The sequence below is a fragment of the Cycloclasticus zancles 78-ME genome (assembly GCF_000442595.1).
Classification (GTDB): Bacteria; Pseudomonadota; Gammaproteobacteria; order Methylococcales; family Cycloclasticaceae; genus Cycloclasticus; species Cycloclasticus pugetii.
The window spans coordinates 1,396,921-1,415,325 of record NC_021917.1 but is presented as its reverse complement, the minus strand read 5'-3'; the positions used below and the strand labels follow the sequence as shown (position 1 = coordinate 1,415,325).

Sequence of the window (18,405 nt, the reverse complement as noted above, 5' to 3'; positions counted from 1 at the left end):
ATAACATACTAATTAAGAAAGGGAATTTATAATGACTTCTGAGATTCATAATGCAAAAGCTATTATTACAACAAAATATAGTATTGGAATAATTGGCTTAGGTTATGTTGGGCTACCATTAGCGATTGAGTTTGGCAAAAAATTCCCTACGATAGGATACGACATTAATGCTACACGTATTAATGAATTAAAATCTGGTAAAGATATAACACTCGAGGCTAACTCCTGTGAAATTGATGAGGCAACTTTACTTAAGTTCACGTGTGACTCATCCGAACTTGAAAAGTGCAATATTTATATTGTTACTGTTCCAACACCTATAGACGGAAGTAAAAATCCTGATTTATCTCCAGTTATTTCTGCTAGCCACATAGTAGGTAAACACCTTAGTAAAAATGATTTAGTTATTTATGAGTCCACTGTCTACCCTGGCGCCACAGAAGATGTTTGTGTTCCCATCTTAGAAATGGCATCTAAACTAATATTTAACAAGGATTTTTACTGTGGGTATAGTCCCGAACGCATTAATCCTGGTGATAAGCATCGTAAACTGACCAATATATTAAAAATAACTTCTGGGTCTACACCTGAGATTGCAAACACGGTTGATCATTTGTATCAGTCAATTATTACAGCAGGTACGTTTAAAACCACAAGTATAAAAGTAGCTGAAGCAGCAAAGGTAATTGAAAATACCCAGCGTGATATTAATATTGCCTTGGTTAATGAACTGGCATTAATTTTTAATCGTGTTGGCATTGATACAGAAGAAGTGTTAGAAGCGGCGGGTACTAAATGGAATTTTTTACCCTTTAGGCCGGGGTTAGTGGGGGGGCACTGCATTGGTGTGGACCCATATTATCTTGTGCATAAGGCTGAAACACTGGGCTATCATCCTCAGCTTATTTCATCAGGACGGCGTATTAACGATAATATGGGGCACTTTGTAGTTAGCGAGGTAGTTAAGCTGATGGCCAGAAAAAAATTGAATATCGTCGATGCAAAAATTTTAATGCTTGGCCTAACGTTTAAAGAAAATTGCCCCGATTTAAGAAATACCCGAGTAGTAGAAATGATTGATGAGTTAACCAATACCTATAACGCAATAGTTGATGTGTTTGACCCTTGGGTGAATAAACAAGAGGCACAGGCTGTTTATAACTTGAACTTAATAGATCAACCGACCACTGGGCACTACGATGCAATGATTGTTGCTGTTTCGCATGACCAATTTAAAGAACTTGGTATTGAGGGTGTTAAGTCGTTAGGCAAAGAAAAGCATGTTTTATATGATATTAAGTATTTGTTTCCTTCGGATGGAGTTGATGGGCGACTTTAAATGGACTGCCAACGCGCCTTATTTTTCAAAGCAAAAAAGCTTAAAACGATTTTTTATCAGTTAGTTTCTGTTAGAGAAACGACAAAGGCACATTATTTTCATGTGCTTGATGGATGGCGTGGGTTGAGTATTTTATTTGTATTGGCAACACATTTGCTACCATTAGGGCTAAAGGCATGGAAATTGAATGAAACATTCGGTCCGATGGGGATGGCTATATTTTTCACCTTATCCGGGTTTTTAATCACAAATTTTTTGATACACAGGCCTAAGTTATACGATTTTATTATTCGACGTTTTTTTAGAATTATTCCATTGGCCTGGCTGTATTTGATTGTTGCTTTGCCTATTCTCGGTGCAAACTTTAGTCAGGTGCCAGCGCATTTCTTTTTTTATGCAAATTGGCCGCCCATGGACTTTATCACGGGTTCATCACACTTTTGGAGTCTGTGCCTAGAAATGCAGTTTTATGTTGCTATAGCGATACTCTTTTTTTTGTTTAAAGAGCGGGCGTTTTATTTAACAATGGCTTTATGTTTGTTTTTTACGCTTTACCGAGTGCATTCAGGTGTGCATATTGCAATTAATACCTATTATCGAATAGATGAGATACTGGCAGGTGTTATTGTTGCAATGGCCTATAATAATAAAGCAGGGAATGGATTAATAACCTTTTTTAAATGGGTAAATCCTTATTATATGATGGTGTTGTTTGTACTATCTTGTCACCCAGATAGTGGGGTTATGAATTATTTTAGGCCATACTTTGCAGCGATACTGGTAGCATCAACACTTTATGAGTCAACATCAAAATTAACGCGATTTTTAAACTTAAACGTATTGGTTTATTTGGCGAGTATATCTTATGCACTTTATGTTATTCACCCATTACTTGCTCATACTTGGCTGGGTAGTGGTGAGCTAATTGAGAAATATGCAAAACGACCTTTGTTGTTTATTATTCTTTTTGTACTAGCCCATGCATCCACTTTCCACTATGAAAAGTATTGGATTGCGTTGGCAAAAAAAATTACTAATTGAGGTGGCAATTAATTGTGATGAATAAATTTAAAACAACAAGGAGCGTTGAGTGTTGGCGAGTTATGTAATTATTTCCCCGTGCCGTAATGAAGCAAATTTTATGAGAAACACGCTTGATAGTGTGGTGAAGCAGAGTGTATTGCCTGCACTGTGGGTGATTGTGGATGATGGCTCCACCGATGATACCGCTAACATTTTAGCTGAGTATGCGCAAAAACATTCTTTTATTCGTATTGTTAGTCGTGAGAACAGAGGGCATCGCAGTGTTGGCCCTGGCGTAATACAGGCTTTTTATGAAGGCTTGGAAACTATTGACCTTAAGCAGTATGATTTTTTATGTAAGCTCGATTTAGATTTAATTATGCCAGTTCGCTACTTTGAGACATTGATCGCAAAAATGAACGAGAACCCTCGTTTAGGTAACTGCAGTGGTAAGCCTTACTATATTGATAAGGTAACTGGGACGTTTGTTAGTGAGGGATGTGGAGATGAGAACGCCATTGGTGCTTCTAAATTTTACCGCCGTGAGTGTTTTGAAGAAATTGGTGGTTTTGTAAGGCAGGTGATGTGGGATGGTATTGATGGTCACAGGTGTCGGCAATTAGGTTGGATTGCGATGAGCTGGGATGAGCCGGATATTCGTTTTACTCACCTTCGCCCAATGGGGTCCAGCCAGCAAAATATTATTACTGGGCGTATACGACATGGTTTTGGTCAATATTTTATGGGCACAGGCATGGTTTATATGTTGGCATCGGGCTTATATAGGATGTCTCGGCCGCCTCTGTTAATAGGAGGTTTAGCGATGATGTGGGGTTATATTAAAAGTGGCTTGACAGGTGTTCCGCGTTTTGAAGATAAAACTTTGTCTGCTTTTATTAAGCGGTATCAATGGGCCTGTTTATTAAAAGGGAAAAAGAAAGCAACAGCTCAATTGAACGACAAACAAGCAAATGTTTGGTTTGATAGGCGACTATGAAGATTGCCTATTTAGCACCTGAGTTGCCTGCGCTATCGGCAACTTTTGTTTACAACGAAATTTTACAGCTGGAAGCTTTAGGTGTGCAAGTGGTTCCATTTTCGGTGCACACTCCAAGTTCAAAGGTTAATGAACCAAGGGTTGAGGCTTTAGCGAAACGTACGTTTTATCTCTATGCGCAGTCTAAACTTAATGTATTAAAAGATAATTTGCTTTGCTTACTGAAAAGTCCAGTATGTTATTTAAAAACGCTGATGATGGTGGGGCGTGATATGTGGCAAGTTGGGCTGTTTAGTCGTATTGGTTTAGGGTTGGTTTATCGTTTCTTTTTTGCTGCCAGTTTAGCGCGCCAGTTACAAGCGAATGGTTGTGATCATTTGCATGTTCACTTTGCACATATACCGACTGATATTGCAATGTATGCATCTTCTTTATCAGCAGTTCCTTTTAGTGTTACGGCACATGCTAACGATATATATGAACGTGGATGGCTACTGAACGAAAAAGTTGAGCGATCGGCATTTTTTGCGACTATTTCAGAATTTAATAAACATTACCTTGAAGATAAAGGTGTTGATGCGAGCAAAATGTTCATTGTACGCTGTGGTGTAGAGCCTAATCTTTTTTCTAAAAGAACGGCTGTCTTAGAACATAAGAAAACTAGAATAGGTGCTATTGGCAGACTGGTCGAGAAAAAAGGCTTCGATACTTTAATTAAAGCCGTGGCTATTTTAAAAGCACAAGGCGAGACAATTGAGCTGCAACTTGCGGGTGATGGCCCGTTGTTTCAACAATTGCAGGCTTTGGCGCTGAGCCTTGATTTAAGTCCGCAAGATATAACTTTTATGGGTGCAATTGCCCATGCTGAAGTAGCTTCATTTATTAAATCGTTAGATGCCTTTGTGTTGCCTTGCAAGCAAGATGAACAGGGTGATGTAGATGGGATACCTGTAGTATTAATGGAAGCCATGTTATCAGGGGTGCCGGTTGTTTCTACAAAATTGTCGGGTATTCCAGAGTTGGTTGTGCATAAAGAAACGGGCTTGTTGGTTTCCCCAGATAATGAGGACGAACTAGCCGAAACAATTTTAATGTTAATAAACTCACCTGTGTTAAAAAACCAGATGATTGAATGTGCTGCCTCTAAAGTAAAACGGGATTTCTCACTTGAACACAATGCAAATAAGTTGAAGGATATGTTTAATTGCGTTATCAATCATATTGTATAGTTTAAAATAATTGTCTGTGTCTAGGCTATATTAAGGACTGTGTGGTTTTATACGACGAGTGTTATTTAGTAAATAAAGAGCTTTTATGAGAGTGAATAATAAATTAAGCCATCGAGGGGTTAGCGTTTTGTTGGGTATAGAAAGATGATAGATCGTACCTGTTAATGAAAACGTCCAGTTCGACACAATATGAATGGGTGAATTACGCTAAAGGCATCGGAATTATTCTGGTGGTTTATGGGCATGTTGCTAGAGGTGTTTTTAATGCGGGAATAACTGAAGATGAGAAGCTTTTTAGGCTTGTTGATGCTGTCATTTATTCATTCCATATGCCTTTGTTTTTTTTTATATCAGGCTTGTTTTTTCTCAATTCGTTAAATAAAAGAGGTGTAAAAGGGTTAGTTAGTAGCAAGTTAGGTACCATCGTATACCCTTATATCCTGTGGTCACTTATTCAAGGTGGGCTTGCATACTCATTACAAAATATCACTAACTATAAGACGACAATTAGTGATGTATTAAGCCTGTTGTGGTTACCCCAGGATCAGTTCTGGTTTCTGTATGCCTTATTTGTTGTTTTTATTTTTTATGCTCTTGCCTATAGTTTGCTTCGAAATGTTATTGCTCTATTTGTTTTGTCTCTTTTGCTTTATATTTTTAAAGCTGACTTGAGTATTGGTTGGTCTGTTGCTAATGCCGCTATAAACTTTGGTATTTATTTTTGTGCGGGTATGTTGTTTTCCCATTTTAAGGCTAATGAGTTTAAGGTGAGTTATGGTTGGCTATTAGCGAGCTTGCTTGTGTTTGTCATATCTCAATTTTGCTTTCATAACCAATTTTACACCGGAGATTTGGCAAAGTTGATGATGGCTTTTGTTGGTGTTGGTATGGTGATATTGCTTTCTAAACTTCTTGATCAGCATTTTCATTTATTGGGGTTACTAGGACGTTGTTCGCTTGAGATATATTTGGTTCATGTGATTTTTGGGAGTGGCTTTAGAATTTTTATGCAATATTGCTTTAATATTGAAAACAGTGTTTTCCACTTAGTTTTGGGTACCTTGATTGGGGTTTTTATCTCGTTGTTGTTTGCTGAAGCGGTTAAGAGAATGCAGTTCAACTTTTTATTTTCTATGCCTAAACATAGTGTTCACCAAAATAAGACTTGAATGGGCCTAATATAAACATGTTAAAAAGTAGAGATACATGGGCAGTTCTAGGCTTACCATTTGATGTTGTTGATTTAAATCGTTCAGTTACCTTAATTGAAGAGGCAATAGAGCAAAACACTCATTGCTTTCTTTCTACCCCAAACCTTAACTTTGCTATAGCCGCTCAATCGGATACGGAATTTTTTAATTCAGTTGTTGAGAGTGACTTAAGTGTGGCCGATGGTATGCCATTGGTTTGGGTGGCCAAACTATTGGATCTACAAATAACGGAGCGAGTTGCAGGCTCTACATTATTTGATCAGTTATCAAACAAGCCACGTAAAAACAAAATAAAAGTTTTCTTTTTTGGAGGGCAAAAAGGAATAGCTGAGCAGGCACATCGACAGTTAAACACAACAAGTCTCGGTATGCTCAGTTGTGGCTTTTATGATCCAGGTTTTGTATCAATTGATCAGATGAGCAGCACAAAAATAATAAATCAAATTAATGAGGCTAATCCAGATTTTATATTAGTGGCACTTGGAGCAAAAAAAGGTCAACAATGGATACAAAATAATCGACAACAATTGACTGCCCCTGTAATTAGCCATTTAGGCGCTGTTATTAATTTTGTTGCCGGTAATGTATTGCGAGCACCTAGCTCTTGGCAGCATTTGGGCCTTGAGTGGCTTTGGCGAATTAAACAGGAACCAACCCTATGGAAACGATATTTTTTTGATGGGCTTACATTCACTTATATATTGCTCACAAAAGTTTTGCCATTAAGTGTGTATGATCGAGTATTACAACGTTATTCTTTTATTAACAAATCTTACACTTTAAGTAGGGCTAATAATTTAAAAAACCATATTGAATTAAGTGGCACATTCAAACACCCAAAACTTAAACAAGCAAAAATCTTTTTATCCAATATACTTGATACACATGGCTCTAATATAATGATGGATTTTTCCGAAGTAATGTATATTGATGCCGCCTTTATTGGTACGTTACTACTGTTTCAAAATGAGTTAAAAAAGAAAGGTAAAAGCTTATTTTTAATTAATTTACCAAAAAGAATTAAGAGAATAATGATTTTAAACATGGTGCAAAGTCGATTTAAAATCAAGTAGTCATACCGTTATTAAAATAAATATTAAAGGTTTTAAGACATGACAAAAAAAGGAATTTTAATAGTTATATCACTGTGTATAACTGCTTGGGTCTACTGGAATGGATTATCTGAAGCTTTTTTACGCTGGGGAAAACAGGAAGAATATAGCCACGGGTACTTAATTCCTCTGGTTAGTTTGTATATTTTGTGGGAAAAAAGAGGGCTCATTTTATCAGCTGCAAGTCAGCCGTTGTGGTCAGGTGTTTGGCTAATAGTTATCGCATTGCTGTTACTTCTTATCGGAGAAGTCAGTGCTCTTTATCTGTTAATTCAATATTCATTTATCTTAGCTCTCATTGGTTTATCGTTAGTTACAATTGGTAAAGGCACTAAATACACATTAGCACCGATCTTACTGCTTTTATTCGCCATTCCATTACCATATGTCATTGAAGTATTATTAACAGCTAAATTGCAATTAATTTCTTCTTCATTAGGAGTAGACATCATTCGTTTTTGCCGAATCCCTGTTTATTTGGAAGGTAATGTAATTGATTTAGGTGTTTATAAATTACAAGTTGTTGAAGCTTGTAGTGGGTTAAGGTATTTATTTCCCTTAATGAGCTTAGGTTTCATAACAGCTTATTTTTACAAAACGTCCTTTTGGAAAAAAGCGCTAGTTTTTTTAGTTACTATTCCTATAACCATACTTATGAACAGTTTTCGTATCGGTGTGATCGGTGTTCTAGTTGATTATTGGGGTATTTCAATGGCTGAAGGTTTTTTGCATGACTTTGAGGGTTGGATTATCTTCATGGCATGCGCAATTATTTTGTTTTTATTAATTTGGACGCTTGAAAGGTTAACAAATAAAGGGGGGAGCTTGGCTTCGGCATTTGCTGTTGATGAGGTACCTATTGCCTCTAACAGAAGTACCACTAACATTAGAAACTTGAGCTTTAAACCTTCTCTTGTGTTCATTCTATTGTTGATAACGACCGGTGTAGGCATACAGTTTTTGGATAAAAGGCCAGAATTATACCCTGAGAACACTCCTTTTGTGAACTTTCCACTACAATTAGGTGAATGGAAAGGGAAGCATGAAAAACTTGACCGTAGTGTTATTAAAAAACTCGGTATGACAGACTATTTATTAGCTAACTACGAAAATACTGAGCAAACATCTTTTTTAAATTTTTATGTGGCTTATTACGAATCACAACGTAAAGGGGTTTCTCCACACTCACCTCGAGTTTGCATACCTGGGGGAGGGTGGGAAATTGCTGAATTTAAACGTATTGAAGCACTAGGGCACCCTGTCAATAGAGTTTTAATTAAAAAGGGCGATCATCGTCAACTTGTCTACTATTGGTTTCAAGGACATGGACGAATTATTGCTAATGAATACATTAATAAATGGTATTTATTTGTTGATTCAATTTTTAAAAACAGGACAGATGGCTCCTTGGTCCGAATTGTTACTAATATTAAACCAAATGAGAGCCTAAAAGAGGCAGACACAAGAATATTAAGTTTTATGGCTGAGTCAGAACCTCAGCTTAATAAGTTTATTGAGAATTAGGTGAAATAATGAGTAAATTAAAATTTGTAATCGTTCTTATGGTTGCCATGGTAAGCGTTTCTGCTTGTGGGTCAGCAAAAGACAGTGCTGCTGCCTATATTGAAAGTGGTCAGGAGTTATTAGCTGATGGAAAAATAGATAAGGCTAGGGTAGAGTTTAAAAATGCACTACAAATTGAGCCTAAATCAGCGGAAGCTCATTACCAACTAGCACTTTTAGATGAAAACGCTAAAAATTGGAAATCAATGTTTGCTCGCCTAACAAGAGTTGAAGCATTAGATCCTAAACACTATGAGGCAATATTAAAGCTTGGTCAACTCTATGTGATGAGCGGAGATACTACATTAGCTTTAGAACAAGCGAATAAGGTATTTAAAGATACCCCTAAAAACACTGGGGCTTTAATTCTCAAATCGAGCGCATTATTCAAGCAAGATAAATATGTTGAATCCTTGACTGAAGTTAATAAAGCCCTCTCTATTGAACCTTCAAATATTGAAGCATCTTCATTAAAAGCAGTTGTGCTAAATAAGCTAGGCAAACCACAAGAAGCCTTAGCAATATTAACAAAAACAATAAAACTAAAACCGGATGACCTATCACTGAATATTTTAAAATTAACAATTTTAGAACAACAACAGAAATACAATGAAATGGAGTACCTTTATGAACAGCTAATCGCTAAAAACCCAACTCAAAAATGGATCTATATTTCATTAGTTCAATTATTTGACAAGCAAGGTAAATATTTAGAGGCCAAAGAAACTCTAGAGGCTTTGGTTGCCTCACAACCAAACACCGAAGAAACTAAATTATTTCTAGTATCTTATATACAAGATAAAGAGCCCAATAAAGCTTTGGCTCTCTTGAATGACTATATTACATCAGATAACGAGAGTTTTGAGCTTCGTTTTTCTAAAGTAGATTTATTGCTTTATTTAAATAAAAAAGATGAAGCTATTGTAGAACTTAAAAAAATAACTGAGCTTGATAATGAAACAGGTGAATACGCTAATAAAGCAAATGTCATGTTAGCTTATTTTGACTTGCAGAATAATCAACAAAAAGCAGCTCTTAATAAGATCAATAGCGTACTTGAAAACTCACCCGAGAATGAAAATGCGTTATTGACATTAGCTAAAATTGAACTAAATAATAATAACTTTGACCCTGCAATCACACATTTACGCATCATATTAAGAAACAACCCTGAGTCTGAGGAAACATTAGTATTATTAGCACAAGCCTATTTAAATAGTGATTCAGAAGAACTAGCAGAAGATAGTTTTCGCCAAACATTAACAATCAATCCAAGTAATAAAGCAGCTGCTTTATTTGTAAGTAAAAAGTTAATCGAATCTAATGATTTAGAGCGGGCAGAACTTGTACTAACGAAGGCATTAAACGCGAAACCTGAAGATGATGACTTATTGGATACATTAGCCCAAACTAAATTATTGAAAAAAGATTGGCTTGGTACGGAAACAATTGCAAACAAATGGCTAGAAGACAATGAGAATTCTGTAAAAGGGCTTTATTTATCCGCCCGCTTGCTTCAAGCACAAGAAAAACATTTAGATGCAATAGAAGCCTACAAAAAAGTACTAGAAAAAACCCCTGAATTCATTCCTGCCCTTCAGGGATTGGCTTTTAGCTCAATAGAGATTAACCAAAAAAATGAATTATTAACATTCTTAGACAGTTTTATTGAGTCAAACCCAAGACAAGTAGCTGCCTATGCGATTCAAGCAAATATTTATAAACGTGACAAACAGTTTGATGAGGCTGCAACGGTATTAAATAAAGGATTAAAAACTGAAGCTCAATGGTTACAAGGATATAGTGCATTGGCATCAATATATATACTTCAACAGCAGATAGATAAAGCGGTTAATGTTTATAAAACAGGCTTAAATCTTGCCCCTGACAATAATGAGCTTTCAATACGTTTGGCTTCACTGTATGAACAAAATAATGAATTTTCCAAAGCAAAAGCGTTATATGAAGAAGTTTTAGAGCGTGACTCCAATATTGAACCGGCGATTAACAACTTGGCAAGTTTATTAACAGATCAATTCCGTTCAGAAGAAAACTTGAACATAGCCAGTACCATGACAGAGGCTTTTAAAGATTCGAAACAACCGCATTACTTAGATACTTATGCTTGGGTTCTAGTTCAGCAAGAACAATTAAATATTGCTCAACCTGTTTTAGAACGCGTTGTTTCTTTGTCACCAAATGTTGCTGTATTTAATTATCATTTGGGTGTGCTTTATGCCAAACAAAAAGCATGGGAAGATGCAAGAACGCACCTTGAAGCTGCTTTAGGTCTTTCGCATGAAGAGCGAGATCAACTCATGATTCAAAAAATAAAAGACTTGTTATCAAGCATAGAATAAAACTGATGTCGTATCAAAAATTAAATTGCTTACAAAGAAATGACAAAGTTTTCACTTTTTAAACAGCATAATATTTGGTTACCAAGTTGGTGGGTAGTTTTATTATTATTTTTGGTGAGTTCATTTGTGGTATTTTTTTGCCTAAAAAATTTGGCTTTTTACTTAGCAACAACAACACCAAAGCATGGGCACTACCTAGTTATTGAAGGTTGGATAAATAATGCCAGCTTAGACCAAGGATTAAATATATTTCGTAACAGCTCAAATGAATACCAATATATTATTGTGACCGGTGGCCCTGACATTCGGGATGGCAGTAATCCTCCTAAAACTTATGCTGAATTGTCAGCAAAATATTTGCTGTCAAAAGGTGTCTCAAAACAGAAAATTATTGTCATTTCTAGCCCTGCATCAGCTCAAGCCAGAACTTACTTAAGCGCTGTTATGGTACGTGATTGGTTTATAGACGAAAACATTAATAATCCAAATATTGATGTTTTTACAGAAAGTGTACATGCTAGAAGAACTCGTTTTCTGTATAACCTTGCCTTTCATGCCTCTAACGATATTGGAGTGCATGCATCAACGCCTTCAAGTTATTCTTTATCGACTTGGTGGAAATCAAGTGAGGGTGTCAAATCAGTCATTACTGAATTACTTGGTTTGATTTGGGCAACATATATTTTTGATTCTGCAGAATATCATTCCCCTGAGGAAAAGTGGGGCATGATATAACTGGAACTGTGATTACAAAATACCGTACCTTATTCATCAATTGAATAAGTTGTAATACAGAAAGTCTTGCATTTTGACAGCTGTTATTTAAAAAAATTTAATTAAATAATTCCCTAGATATTCATTATTATTGTTCCCATCTATTCATCACCAAAGCTACTGGGAATAACTATATTCATAATATTTGAGGTATTACTAACTTTAATAGAACTAGCATATAAAATGTACTATTAACATTTTTCTAACTTTAAAATTTAACTTCTTAATAGCCTCATTCGTTAAAACTTCAGCAAAATGCTATTCCAGTAAGCGGTACTCTAAATCTTTATTCATCAGATCAATTCCATTATATTTTTTTATACTTATCTTTCTAGCTCTATTCATTACAATGTAAACTATATACACCAATGTACTAACATTAAGTTTTTCTTCTCCTATTCTTCTTTAAATTATCATTTATCACATTAATAAAATACTAGGGATTGTCAATGAAAGGAATTGTACTTGCTGGAGGTAGCGGAACACGCTTATACCCCATAACTCGAGGTGTATCTAAACAACTAGTACCTCTTTACGATAAACCGATGATTTATTATCCATTGTCAGTTTTACTACTCGCGGGCATTACAGAAATTCTAATTATTACCACCCCTGAAGACCAACCGAGTTTTCAACGTTTATTAGGTGATGGGGTAGAGTTAGGTGTTTGCTTTGAATATGTTGTTCAACCTTCACCTGATGGTCTGGCTCAAGCGTTTATCTTGGGTGAGAGCTTTATTGGTGATGATGATGTCTGCCTGGTTCTCGGTGATAATATTTATCATGGCCACGATTTAACGCGTATGCTTGCCAATGCTGTCGCCAATGTGACTGAGCAAAACTGTGCGACGGTATTTGGTTATCGTGTTGCTGACCCTGAACGTTATGGTGTTGTCGAGTTTGATATACAAGGTAAGGTCATCAATTTAGTTGAGAAACCGAAAAAGCCTAAAAGTAACTATGCGGTCACCGGTCTATATTTTTACCCAAACGATGTAATAGAAAAAGCGAAAGCAGTAGAGCCCTCGAATCGGGGCGAGCTTGAAATCACATCGGTGAACCAGCTGTACTTAGACGAAGGACGCTTAAAGGTTGAATTAATGGGGAGGGGTTACGCTTGGTTAGATACCGGCACCCATGAAAGCTTACTAGAAGCCGCCCAATTCATTGAAATTATCGAGAAGCGACAAGGTTTGAAAATAGCTTGTTTGGAAGAAATTGCTTTTGAACAAGGCTATATTAATAAGCAGCAGCTTATAACATTGGCCCAGCCATTGGCGAAGAATCAGTATGGCCAATACCTACTACGTTGTGCGGAAGAGGCAAGTGATTAATGAAATTTGTTAAGCAATGTATCCCCGATATAATCGTTATTGAACCGAGTTTACATGGTGACACACGTGGTTATTTCATGGAAACGTTTCGGCAGGATCTGTTTGAAGCCGCGGTTGGGCACACCGTTAATTTTGTACAAGATAATGAATCCAAATCGTCTGAAGGTGTATTAAGAGGTTTGCACTTTCAATTAGCTCCACACGCACAAAGCAAATTAGTACGAGTAATTGAGGGTAGCGTACTGGATGTAGCTGTAGATATTCGTATAGGAAGCCCTAACTTTGGAAGATATGTAACTGTTGAGTTAACAGCTGAGAATAACAAACAATTGTTTATACCACGCGGCTTTGCTCATGGTTTTGTTGTGTTAAGTGAAACCGCGACATTTTCTTACAAAGTCGATAATTATTACTCACCAGAGTCTGACCGAGGGATAGCCTTTGATGATCCGCTGTTAAACATCAATTGGCGATTATCAAATGAGCAATTGGTGTTGTCTGATAAAGACACCAAGCAACCAAATTTAACACAGTTGCCTGAATGCTTTAATTATTCAACAAACTATTATGCCTAAGACAATTCTCGTCACCGGCGGAAGCGGTCAGTTGGGGCGGTCAATACGCGTTTTAGTTAAAAATGACTCAAACTTTCAGTATTTATTCCCGGATCGCGAACAATTAGATTTAAGTAACTCTGCAAGTATTGATGCTTTTTTTAAAGCAAATACTGTTGACCTAATTATTAATTGTGCAGCTCATACAGCGGTTGATAAGGCTGAATCTGAACCTGAATTAGCGGATCAAATTAACCATCTCGCCGTTAAGAAGTTAGCTAAAATCGCATCCGAGCATCAGGCAAAGTTAATCCACATTTCAACTGATTATGTGTTCGCCGGTGAAAACTTTAAACCGTATGTTGAAAACGATAAAGTTGCACCTAAAGGTGTATACGGTTTGAGCAAATTGAAGGGTGAACAAGCCATTGGATTACTCATGCCGACGAATGCAGTAATTATTCGCACAAGCTGGGTGTATTCCGAATTTGGCAATAACTTCGTTAAAACAATGCTCAAACTGGGTAAACAACGTAACGAATTAAACGTCATATACGATCAAGTTGGTACGCCAACCTATGCAGGTGATTTGGCGAATACAATTCTTCAGCTGGTTAGGTCCAATAAGTTTAACCAATCTGATTTTCAGACGGCTATCTATCACTACAGTAATGAAGGCATTTGCAGTTGGTATGACTTTGCCATCACCATATTTGAGTTAAGTGGTATTGATTGCCATGTGCACGCTATTGAAAGCAAAGATTACCCAACGCCTGCAAAGCGTCCACATTATAGTGTGCTGAATAAAGCTAAAATAAAACAAACATACGGGGTAACTATTCCCTATTGGAAAGAGGCTCTGCAACGCTGTTTGTCAGCCTTACAGGAAATTAGTTTATGAAAACAATCTTGGTGACCGGTGGTGCCGGTTTTATTGGTTCAGCGGTTATTCGACATTTAATTAACGACACAGATTTTAATGTTATCAATGTTGATAAATTAACCTACGCAGGAAATTTGGAGTCGTTGAATTCGGTAAGTAATAACAACCGTTATACTTTTGAACAGGTTGATATTTGTGATGCGCTTGAGATCCGACGTGTTTTTAAGCAGCACCAACCAGATATCGTGATGCATCTTGCAGCAGAGTCGCACGTTGATCGCTCAATTGACGGACCAGGTGAGTTTATTCAAACAAACATTGTAGGCACCTACAATTTATTGGAGCAAGCAAGGCATTATTGGACAGCCTTAGAGCAGAGCAAAAAAACAGGGTTCCGTTTTCACCATATTTCAACAGATGAAGTGTATGGTGACCTAGAAGGTACTGATGATTTGTTCACCGAAGAAACACCTTACGCACCGAGTTCTCCGTATTCAGCAAGCAAAGCGAGCTCAGATCATTTGGTAAGGGCATGGCAACGCACGTTTGAGTTTCCAGCCCTTATTACCAATTGCTCAAATAATTACGGTCCTTATCACTTTCCTGAAAAATTAATTCCATTGGTCATTTTGAATGCTTTGGCTGGCAAACCGTTACCAGTTTATGGCAAAGGGAATCAGATTCGAGATTGGTTATATGTTGATGATCATGCCCGTGCGTTAGTTTTAGTGGCTACAAAAGGTGTGTTAAATGAAACATATAATATTGGTGGCCATAACGAAATGCAGAATATAGACGTTGTGCTAAACATATGTGACCTACTTGAGGAGTTAGCACCAAATAAACCAACTAATGTTGGCTCCTACAAAGACCTCATTACATATGTAACTGACAGGGCAGGGCACGATATACGTTATGCAATTGATGCAAGCAAAATTCAAAATGAATTAGGTTGGACCCCTCAAGAAACGTTTAAAAGTGGGCTGCGTAAAACGGTTCAGTGGTATTTAAATAACCAAACTTGGTGCAATCATGTCTTAGATGGTAGTTATAAATTACCATTAGCAAATAAGTAAGCAGGTCCGCTAAAGCTCATGTTTCCTTAGCATTAGCGTATAAAATTATCGGGCACTGTTAAACGTTAAAAGGTCAGACCTGTATTATCTCTTACGATATTGATACACTCGCAATATCTATTTTCTACTAATACGCTTACTAACCATTGTAATGTTTAATACCTCCCTAGGACGATAGATTGTCTTTCATGCCCAAAAAACGTGGTGTACTTATAGCGTTTAGCGCTATAGTTTTCTTATTCCTTCTCTCATACATCGCGTTACCTTGGCTTGTACAAACAGCACTGACATCTTCATTAAGCAAGTACGACATTGAAGTTACAAACATTCAGTTCGATCGCCCATCGTGGAAACAACTTTCTTCACGCTCATTTCAGTTAAAGTCATTATCATTAAGATTTGAAGAGCAGGTAGACGTTGATATAGCAAATACATTCATCAACTTTAATACACCTTCCGCATACTTGGTTTTGGTTAACATCGACTCTATTGATATACGGATAAATAAACCTTCTTCGAATAACACTGTTACTGACATTAATTTATTTGATGTTTTGCCAAGTGCTTTAATCGATGATCTACCTCAAGTGCGTCTGCTTGTTAACTCGTTAACGGTCCATCAACCTCATTTAGAACTGAAGGCGTTCAGTATTGATTTATCAAATGAATTATTAACCGTCCAAACCATATTAGGTGACGGTTTTTTTAACAAAGGTTCCAAAGTATTTAAGCAGTTAATCGACACCAATATTTTATTAAAAATAAATGCACAAAATGAACTTGAATTAAACATATCAGATACCGCCGCTAATCCATTACTAGCGTTGAGCCTTAAGTTAACAAAACAAGGTGATCTACTGAAAGGGGACGTGCAGCTTAACAGTGAATTAAATGCTTTCGAGTGGCCAACAATTAATGGTAGTGCGATAAGTGTTAATAGCAATCAATTGGTCAGTAGCAACCAATTCACATTACCTGCCACACAACGGTTCTCTATAGATGAGATTACACAACTTACCGGCGTTACTAAGATACAAAATACCAGTCATTTTTCTAACCAACACACAGCAGCAACGACTAAAGTCACCACCGACACAACGCTAAGGTTTTCATTAGACAAAGGAAAATTTCGTTTAACGCTCGTAGACCCTAAACAACCTATTGTAGAAATAAACGGCTATCTAAAACGTTTCCTTATGCCAGATAACAACTACAAAATGATGGATGAAATGGGCACTTTGCTTGCCAATCTAAAGGAGCCTCTCACCATCGAGTATGATCTATTGGCTGATTTGAATAACCCTTTCTCAATTATTGATGGCAGCTTCACCCTAGAATACATTGAAAAGAACAAAAAGCTGATCGATGTACAGTTTTCTAACATGGAGGTTATTACCCCAGAAAACAGTCACAGAAGCCATTATCAGTTTCAGCTCAAAGGTAATCTACACCTTGCTAATATTTATCGTCCACTCGATATAGAAAACCTCTTTATTAGCAAACTAAGAGGTGAGGTTAACAGCCGAGTAAGCATTCAAGATCATCACTTGATGATTCAGCCGTTGTCGAAAAATCGTTTTGAAATACATTCTTTACGTTTTAATGAATACAAAGCCAAAACACTTTTCGTAAACATTCCAAACCAAACGCTTTCTATTAATTTAAACACGCAAGATGTTTCCGCTATGAAATTTGCATTAGGTGGTCAAAACCTTGATAGCAATCAATTAAACATTAAAAAATGGGGGCTTACAGCAAACGCAAGCCTCCAGCAGCATAAGATGAGTATTCGTTCTTCAATTGACGCAATGAATCTGGCGTTGTTAGATCAGACATACTATATCCCACCCATGATTATTAAAAACCAACTCTGGTTTAAAGACTTAAGTGCAACTAAAGCATCGCTTAAACTCGCCAATATTTGTAACGACCCCATCCTTTTCGCAAACTGGCAACCTAAAAACAGTACAGAGCATTTAATTGATATCCATTGGCAGCAGACTTTTTCAACACATAAGACATTCAGAAAATGGCTTAACACACCAATACTTCCATTTGACATGACTGGAGGGAGCTTTGCGGGAGACGCGGTTATTGAATTAAACAAGGGTGAAACTGAATTTAAGCAATTCAAGGTCTCATTACACGAAGCTCAAGGCGTTTATCAGACAGGTACATTTAAAGGGGTTCAGCTTCAGTTAAGTTCACCCTCGCAACAATTGGGGTCATATAAAACACAACAGGCGGTTACGTTTGACTCTTTTTATGCTGAACTTAACAGCCACATTAATGAATTAAATATGGGTATAAAGGCAAACAATATCGATCTTAATGGCTTACTTTATAATCAACTAAACGAGTGGCATTTTAAAACCCCGTTAAGCAAAGCGACCGTTTTTTCAGGTTTAGTAGAAATTCAAAATGAAGACATTAATTTTAACGATGCTATACAACTGGAGTTGATCGTAGATCGCTTGGATTTATCTGAATTGGTCAGAACGCAAAACATGGATGGCTTATATGCCAGTGGCAAATTATCAGGACGTATTCCTGTGCACTATATAAACGGGCAATTCAACGTATCGGATGGCCATATGAATAGCATCGATGGCGGGAAAATACGTTACACCACACCTTTAAGCCAAAGCACAAATATAAATGATCAACTCAAATTAACCTTCGATGTACTGGAAGACTTTAACTACACAACGTTAAACAGCAAAATAATTTACGATGATGATACGCTATTGTTTAAATCTGCTATTTCTGGGCGTAATCCAACTGTTGCCAATGGCCGTTTAATCAACTTAAACTTAAATACTGAAGTCGGCTTAAAAGGGGCTCTTGAAACAATGCGCATTCAATCAGGTATTGATTTAAACATAGAAGCGTTTATACGCTCTAAAATAAAGCATTCAAATAATCAATATTATTGCCAATAAAAACATGA

General features: G+C 36.8%; 14 protein-coding genes. All 14 read left to right on the top strand.

Annotated features, from left to right (window positions below):
* Positions 1 to 31: 31 nt before the first annotated feature.
* The 14 genes from tviB (at position 32) to CYCME_RS06805 (ending at position 18,397) form a co-directional block, all read left to right on the top strand.
* Positions 32 to 1,339 carry a Vi polysaccharide biosynthesis UDP-N-acetylglucosamine C-6 dehydrogenase TviB gene (tviB, locus tag CYCME_RS06870; protein WP_020932580.1) on the top strand — a complete coding sequence of 436 codons (1,308 nt, stop codon included), beginning with the start codon at positions 32 to 34 and terminating at the stop codon, positions 1,337 to 1,339.
* Entirely contained in the window at positions 1,340 to 2,380 is a 1,041-nt protein-coding gene (locus tag CYCME_RS06865; RefSeq protein ID WP_020932579.1) for an acyltransferase family protein, read from the top strand. It begins immediately after the preceding gene.
* Between the two features lie 100 nt (positions 2,381 to 2,480).
* Positions 2,481 to 3,359 carry a glycosyltransferase gene (locus CYCME_RS06860; RefSeq protein ID WP_051184174.1) on the top strand — a complete coding sequence of 293 codons (879 nt, stop codon included), beginning with the start codon at positions 2,481 to 2,483 and terminating at the stop codon, positions 3,357 to 3,359.
* Complete coding sequence (locus CYCME_RS06855; protein ID WP_020932577.1) at positions 3,356 to 4,588, top strand: glycosyltransferase; 1,233 nt, start codon at positions 3,356 to 3,358, stop codon at positions 4,586 to 4,588. The genes CYCME_RS06860 and CYCME_RS06855 overlap by 4 nt, the downstream gene beginning before the upstream one ends.
* A 164-nt stretch (positions 4,589 to 4,752) precedes the next feature.
* Positions 4,753 to 5,757, top strand: a complete 1,005-nt coding sequence (locus tag CYCME_RS06850; protein ID WP_020932576.1) for an acyltransferase family protein — start codon at positions 4,753 to 4,755, stop codon at positions 5,755 to 5,757.
* Positions 5,758 to 6,011: 254 nt separating this feature from the next.
* On the top strand, positions 6,012 to 6,872 hold the full coding sequence (locus tag CYCME_RS06845) for a WecB/TagA/CpsF family glycosyltransferase (protein ID WP_236886355.1): 861 nt from the start codon (positions 6,012 to 6,014) through the stop codon (positions 6,870 to 6,872).
* Positions 6,873 to 6,911: 39 nt separating this feature from the next.
* Complete coding sequence (xrtD, locus tag CYCME_RS06840; protein WP_020932574.1) at positions 6,912 to 8,435, top strand: VPLPA-CTERM-specific exosortase XrtD; 1,524 nt, start codon at positions 6,912 to 6,914, stop codon at positions 8,433 to 8,435.
* Between the two features lie 8 nt (positions 8,436 to 8,443).
* Positions 8,444 to 10,834: a tetratricopeptide repeat protein gene (locus tag CYCME_RS06835; RefSeq protein WP_041932923.1), complete on the top strand. Its 2,391-nt coding sequence runs from the start codon at positions 8,444 to 8,446 to the stop codon at positions 10,832 to 10,834.
* 39 nt (positions 10,835 to 10,873) lie between these two features.
* Entirely contained in the window at positions 10,874 to 11,569 is a 696-nt protein-coding gene (locus CYCME_RS06830; RefSeq protein WP_020932572.1) for an ElyC/SanA/YdcF family protein, read from the top strand.
* 488 nt (positions 11,570 to 12,057) lie between these two features.
* Positions 12,058 to 12,942, top strand: a complete 885-nt coding sequence (gene rfbA, locus CYCME_RS06825) for a glucose-1-phosphate thymidylyltransferase RfbA (protein ID WP_020932571.1) — start codon at positions 12,058 to 12,060, stop codon at positions 12,940 to 12,942.
* The gene (gene rfbC, locus CYCME_RS06820) at positions 12,942 to 13,517 is read left to right on the top strand and encodes a dTDP-4-dehydrorhamnose 3,5-epimerase (RefSeq protein WP_020932570.1); all 576 of its coding nucleotides are present in this window, start codon (positions 12,942 to 12,944) and stop codon (positions 13,515 to 13,517) included. The genes rfbA and rfbC overlap by 1 nt, the downstream gene beginning before the upstream one ends.
* On the top strand, positions 13,510 to 14,397 hold the full coding sequence (rfbD, locus tag CYCME_RS06815) for a dTDP-4-dehydrorhamnose reductase (RefSeq protein WP_020932569.1): 888 nt from the start codon (positions 13,510 to 13,512) through the stop codon (positions 14,395 to 14,397). The genes rfbC and rfbD overlap by 8 nt, the downstream gene beginning before the upstream one ends.
* The gene (gene rfbB, locus CYCME_RS06810) at positions 14,394 to 15,455 is read left to right on the top strand and encodes a dTDP-glucose 4,6-dehydratase (RefSeq protein WP_020932568.1); all 1,062 of its coding nucleotides are present in this window, start codon (positions 14,394 to 14,396) and stop codon (positions 15,453 to 15,455) included. Before rfbD ends, rfbB begins: the two co-directional genes overlap by 4 nt.
* Before the next feature lie 188 nt (positions 15,456 to 15,643).
* A complete protein-coding gene (locus tag CYCME_RS06805; protein WP_020932567.1) occupies positions 15,644 to 18,397 on the top strand; it encodes a YdbH domain-containing protein in 2,754 nt (917 codons plus the stop codon).
* Positions 18,398 to 18,405: the final 8 nt, after the last annotated feature.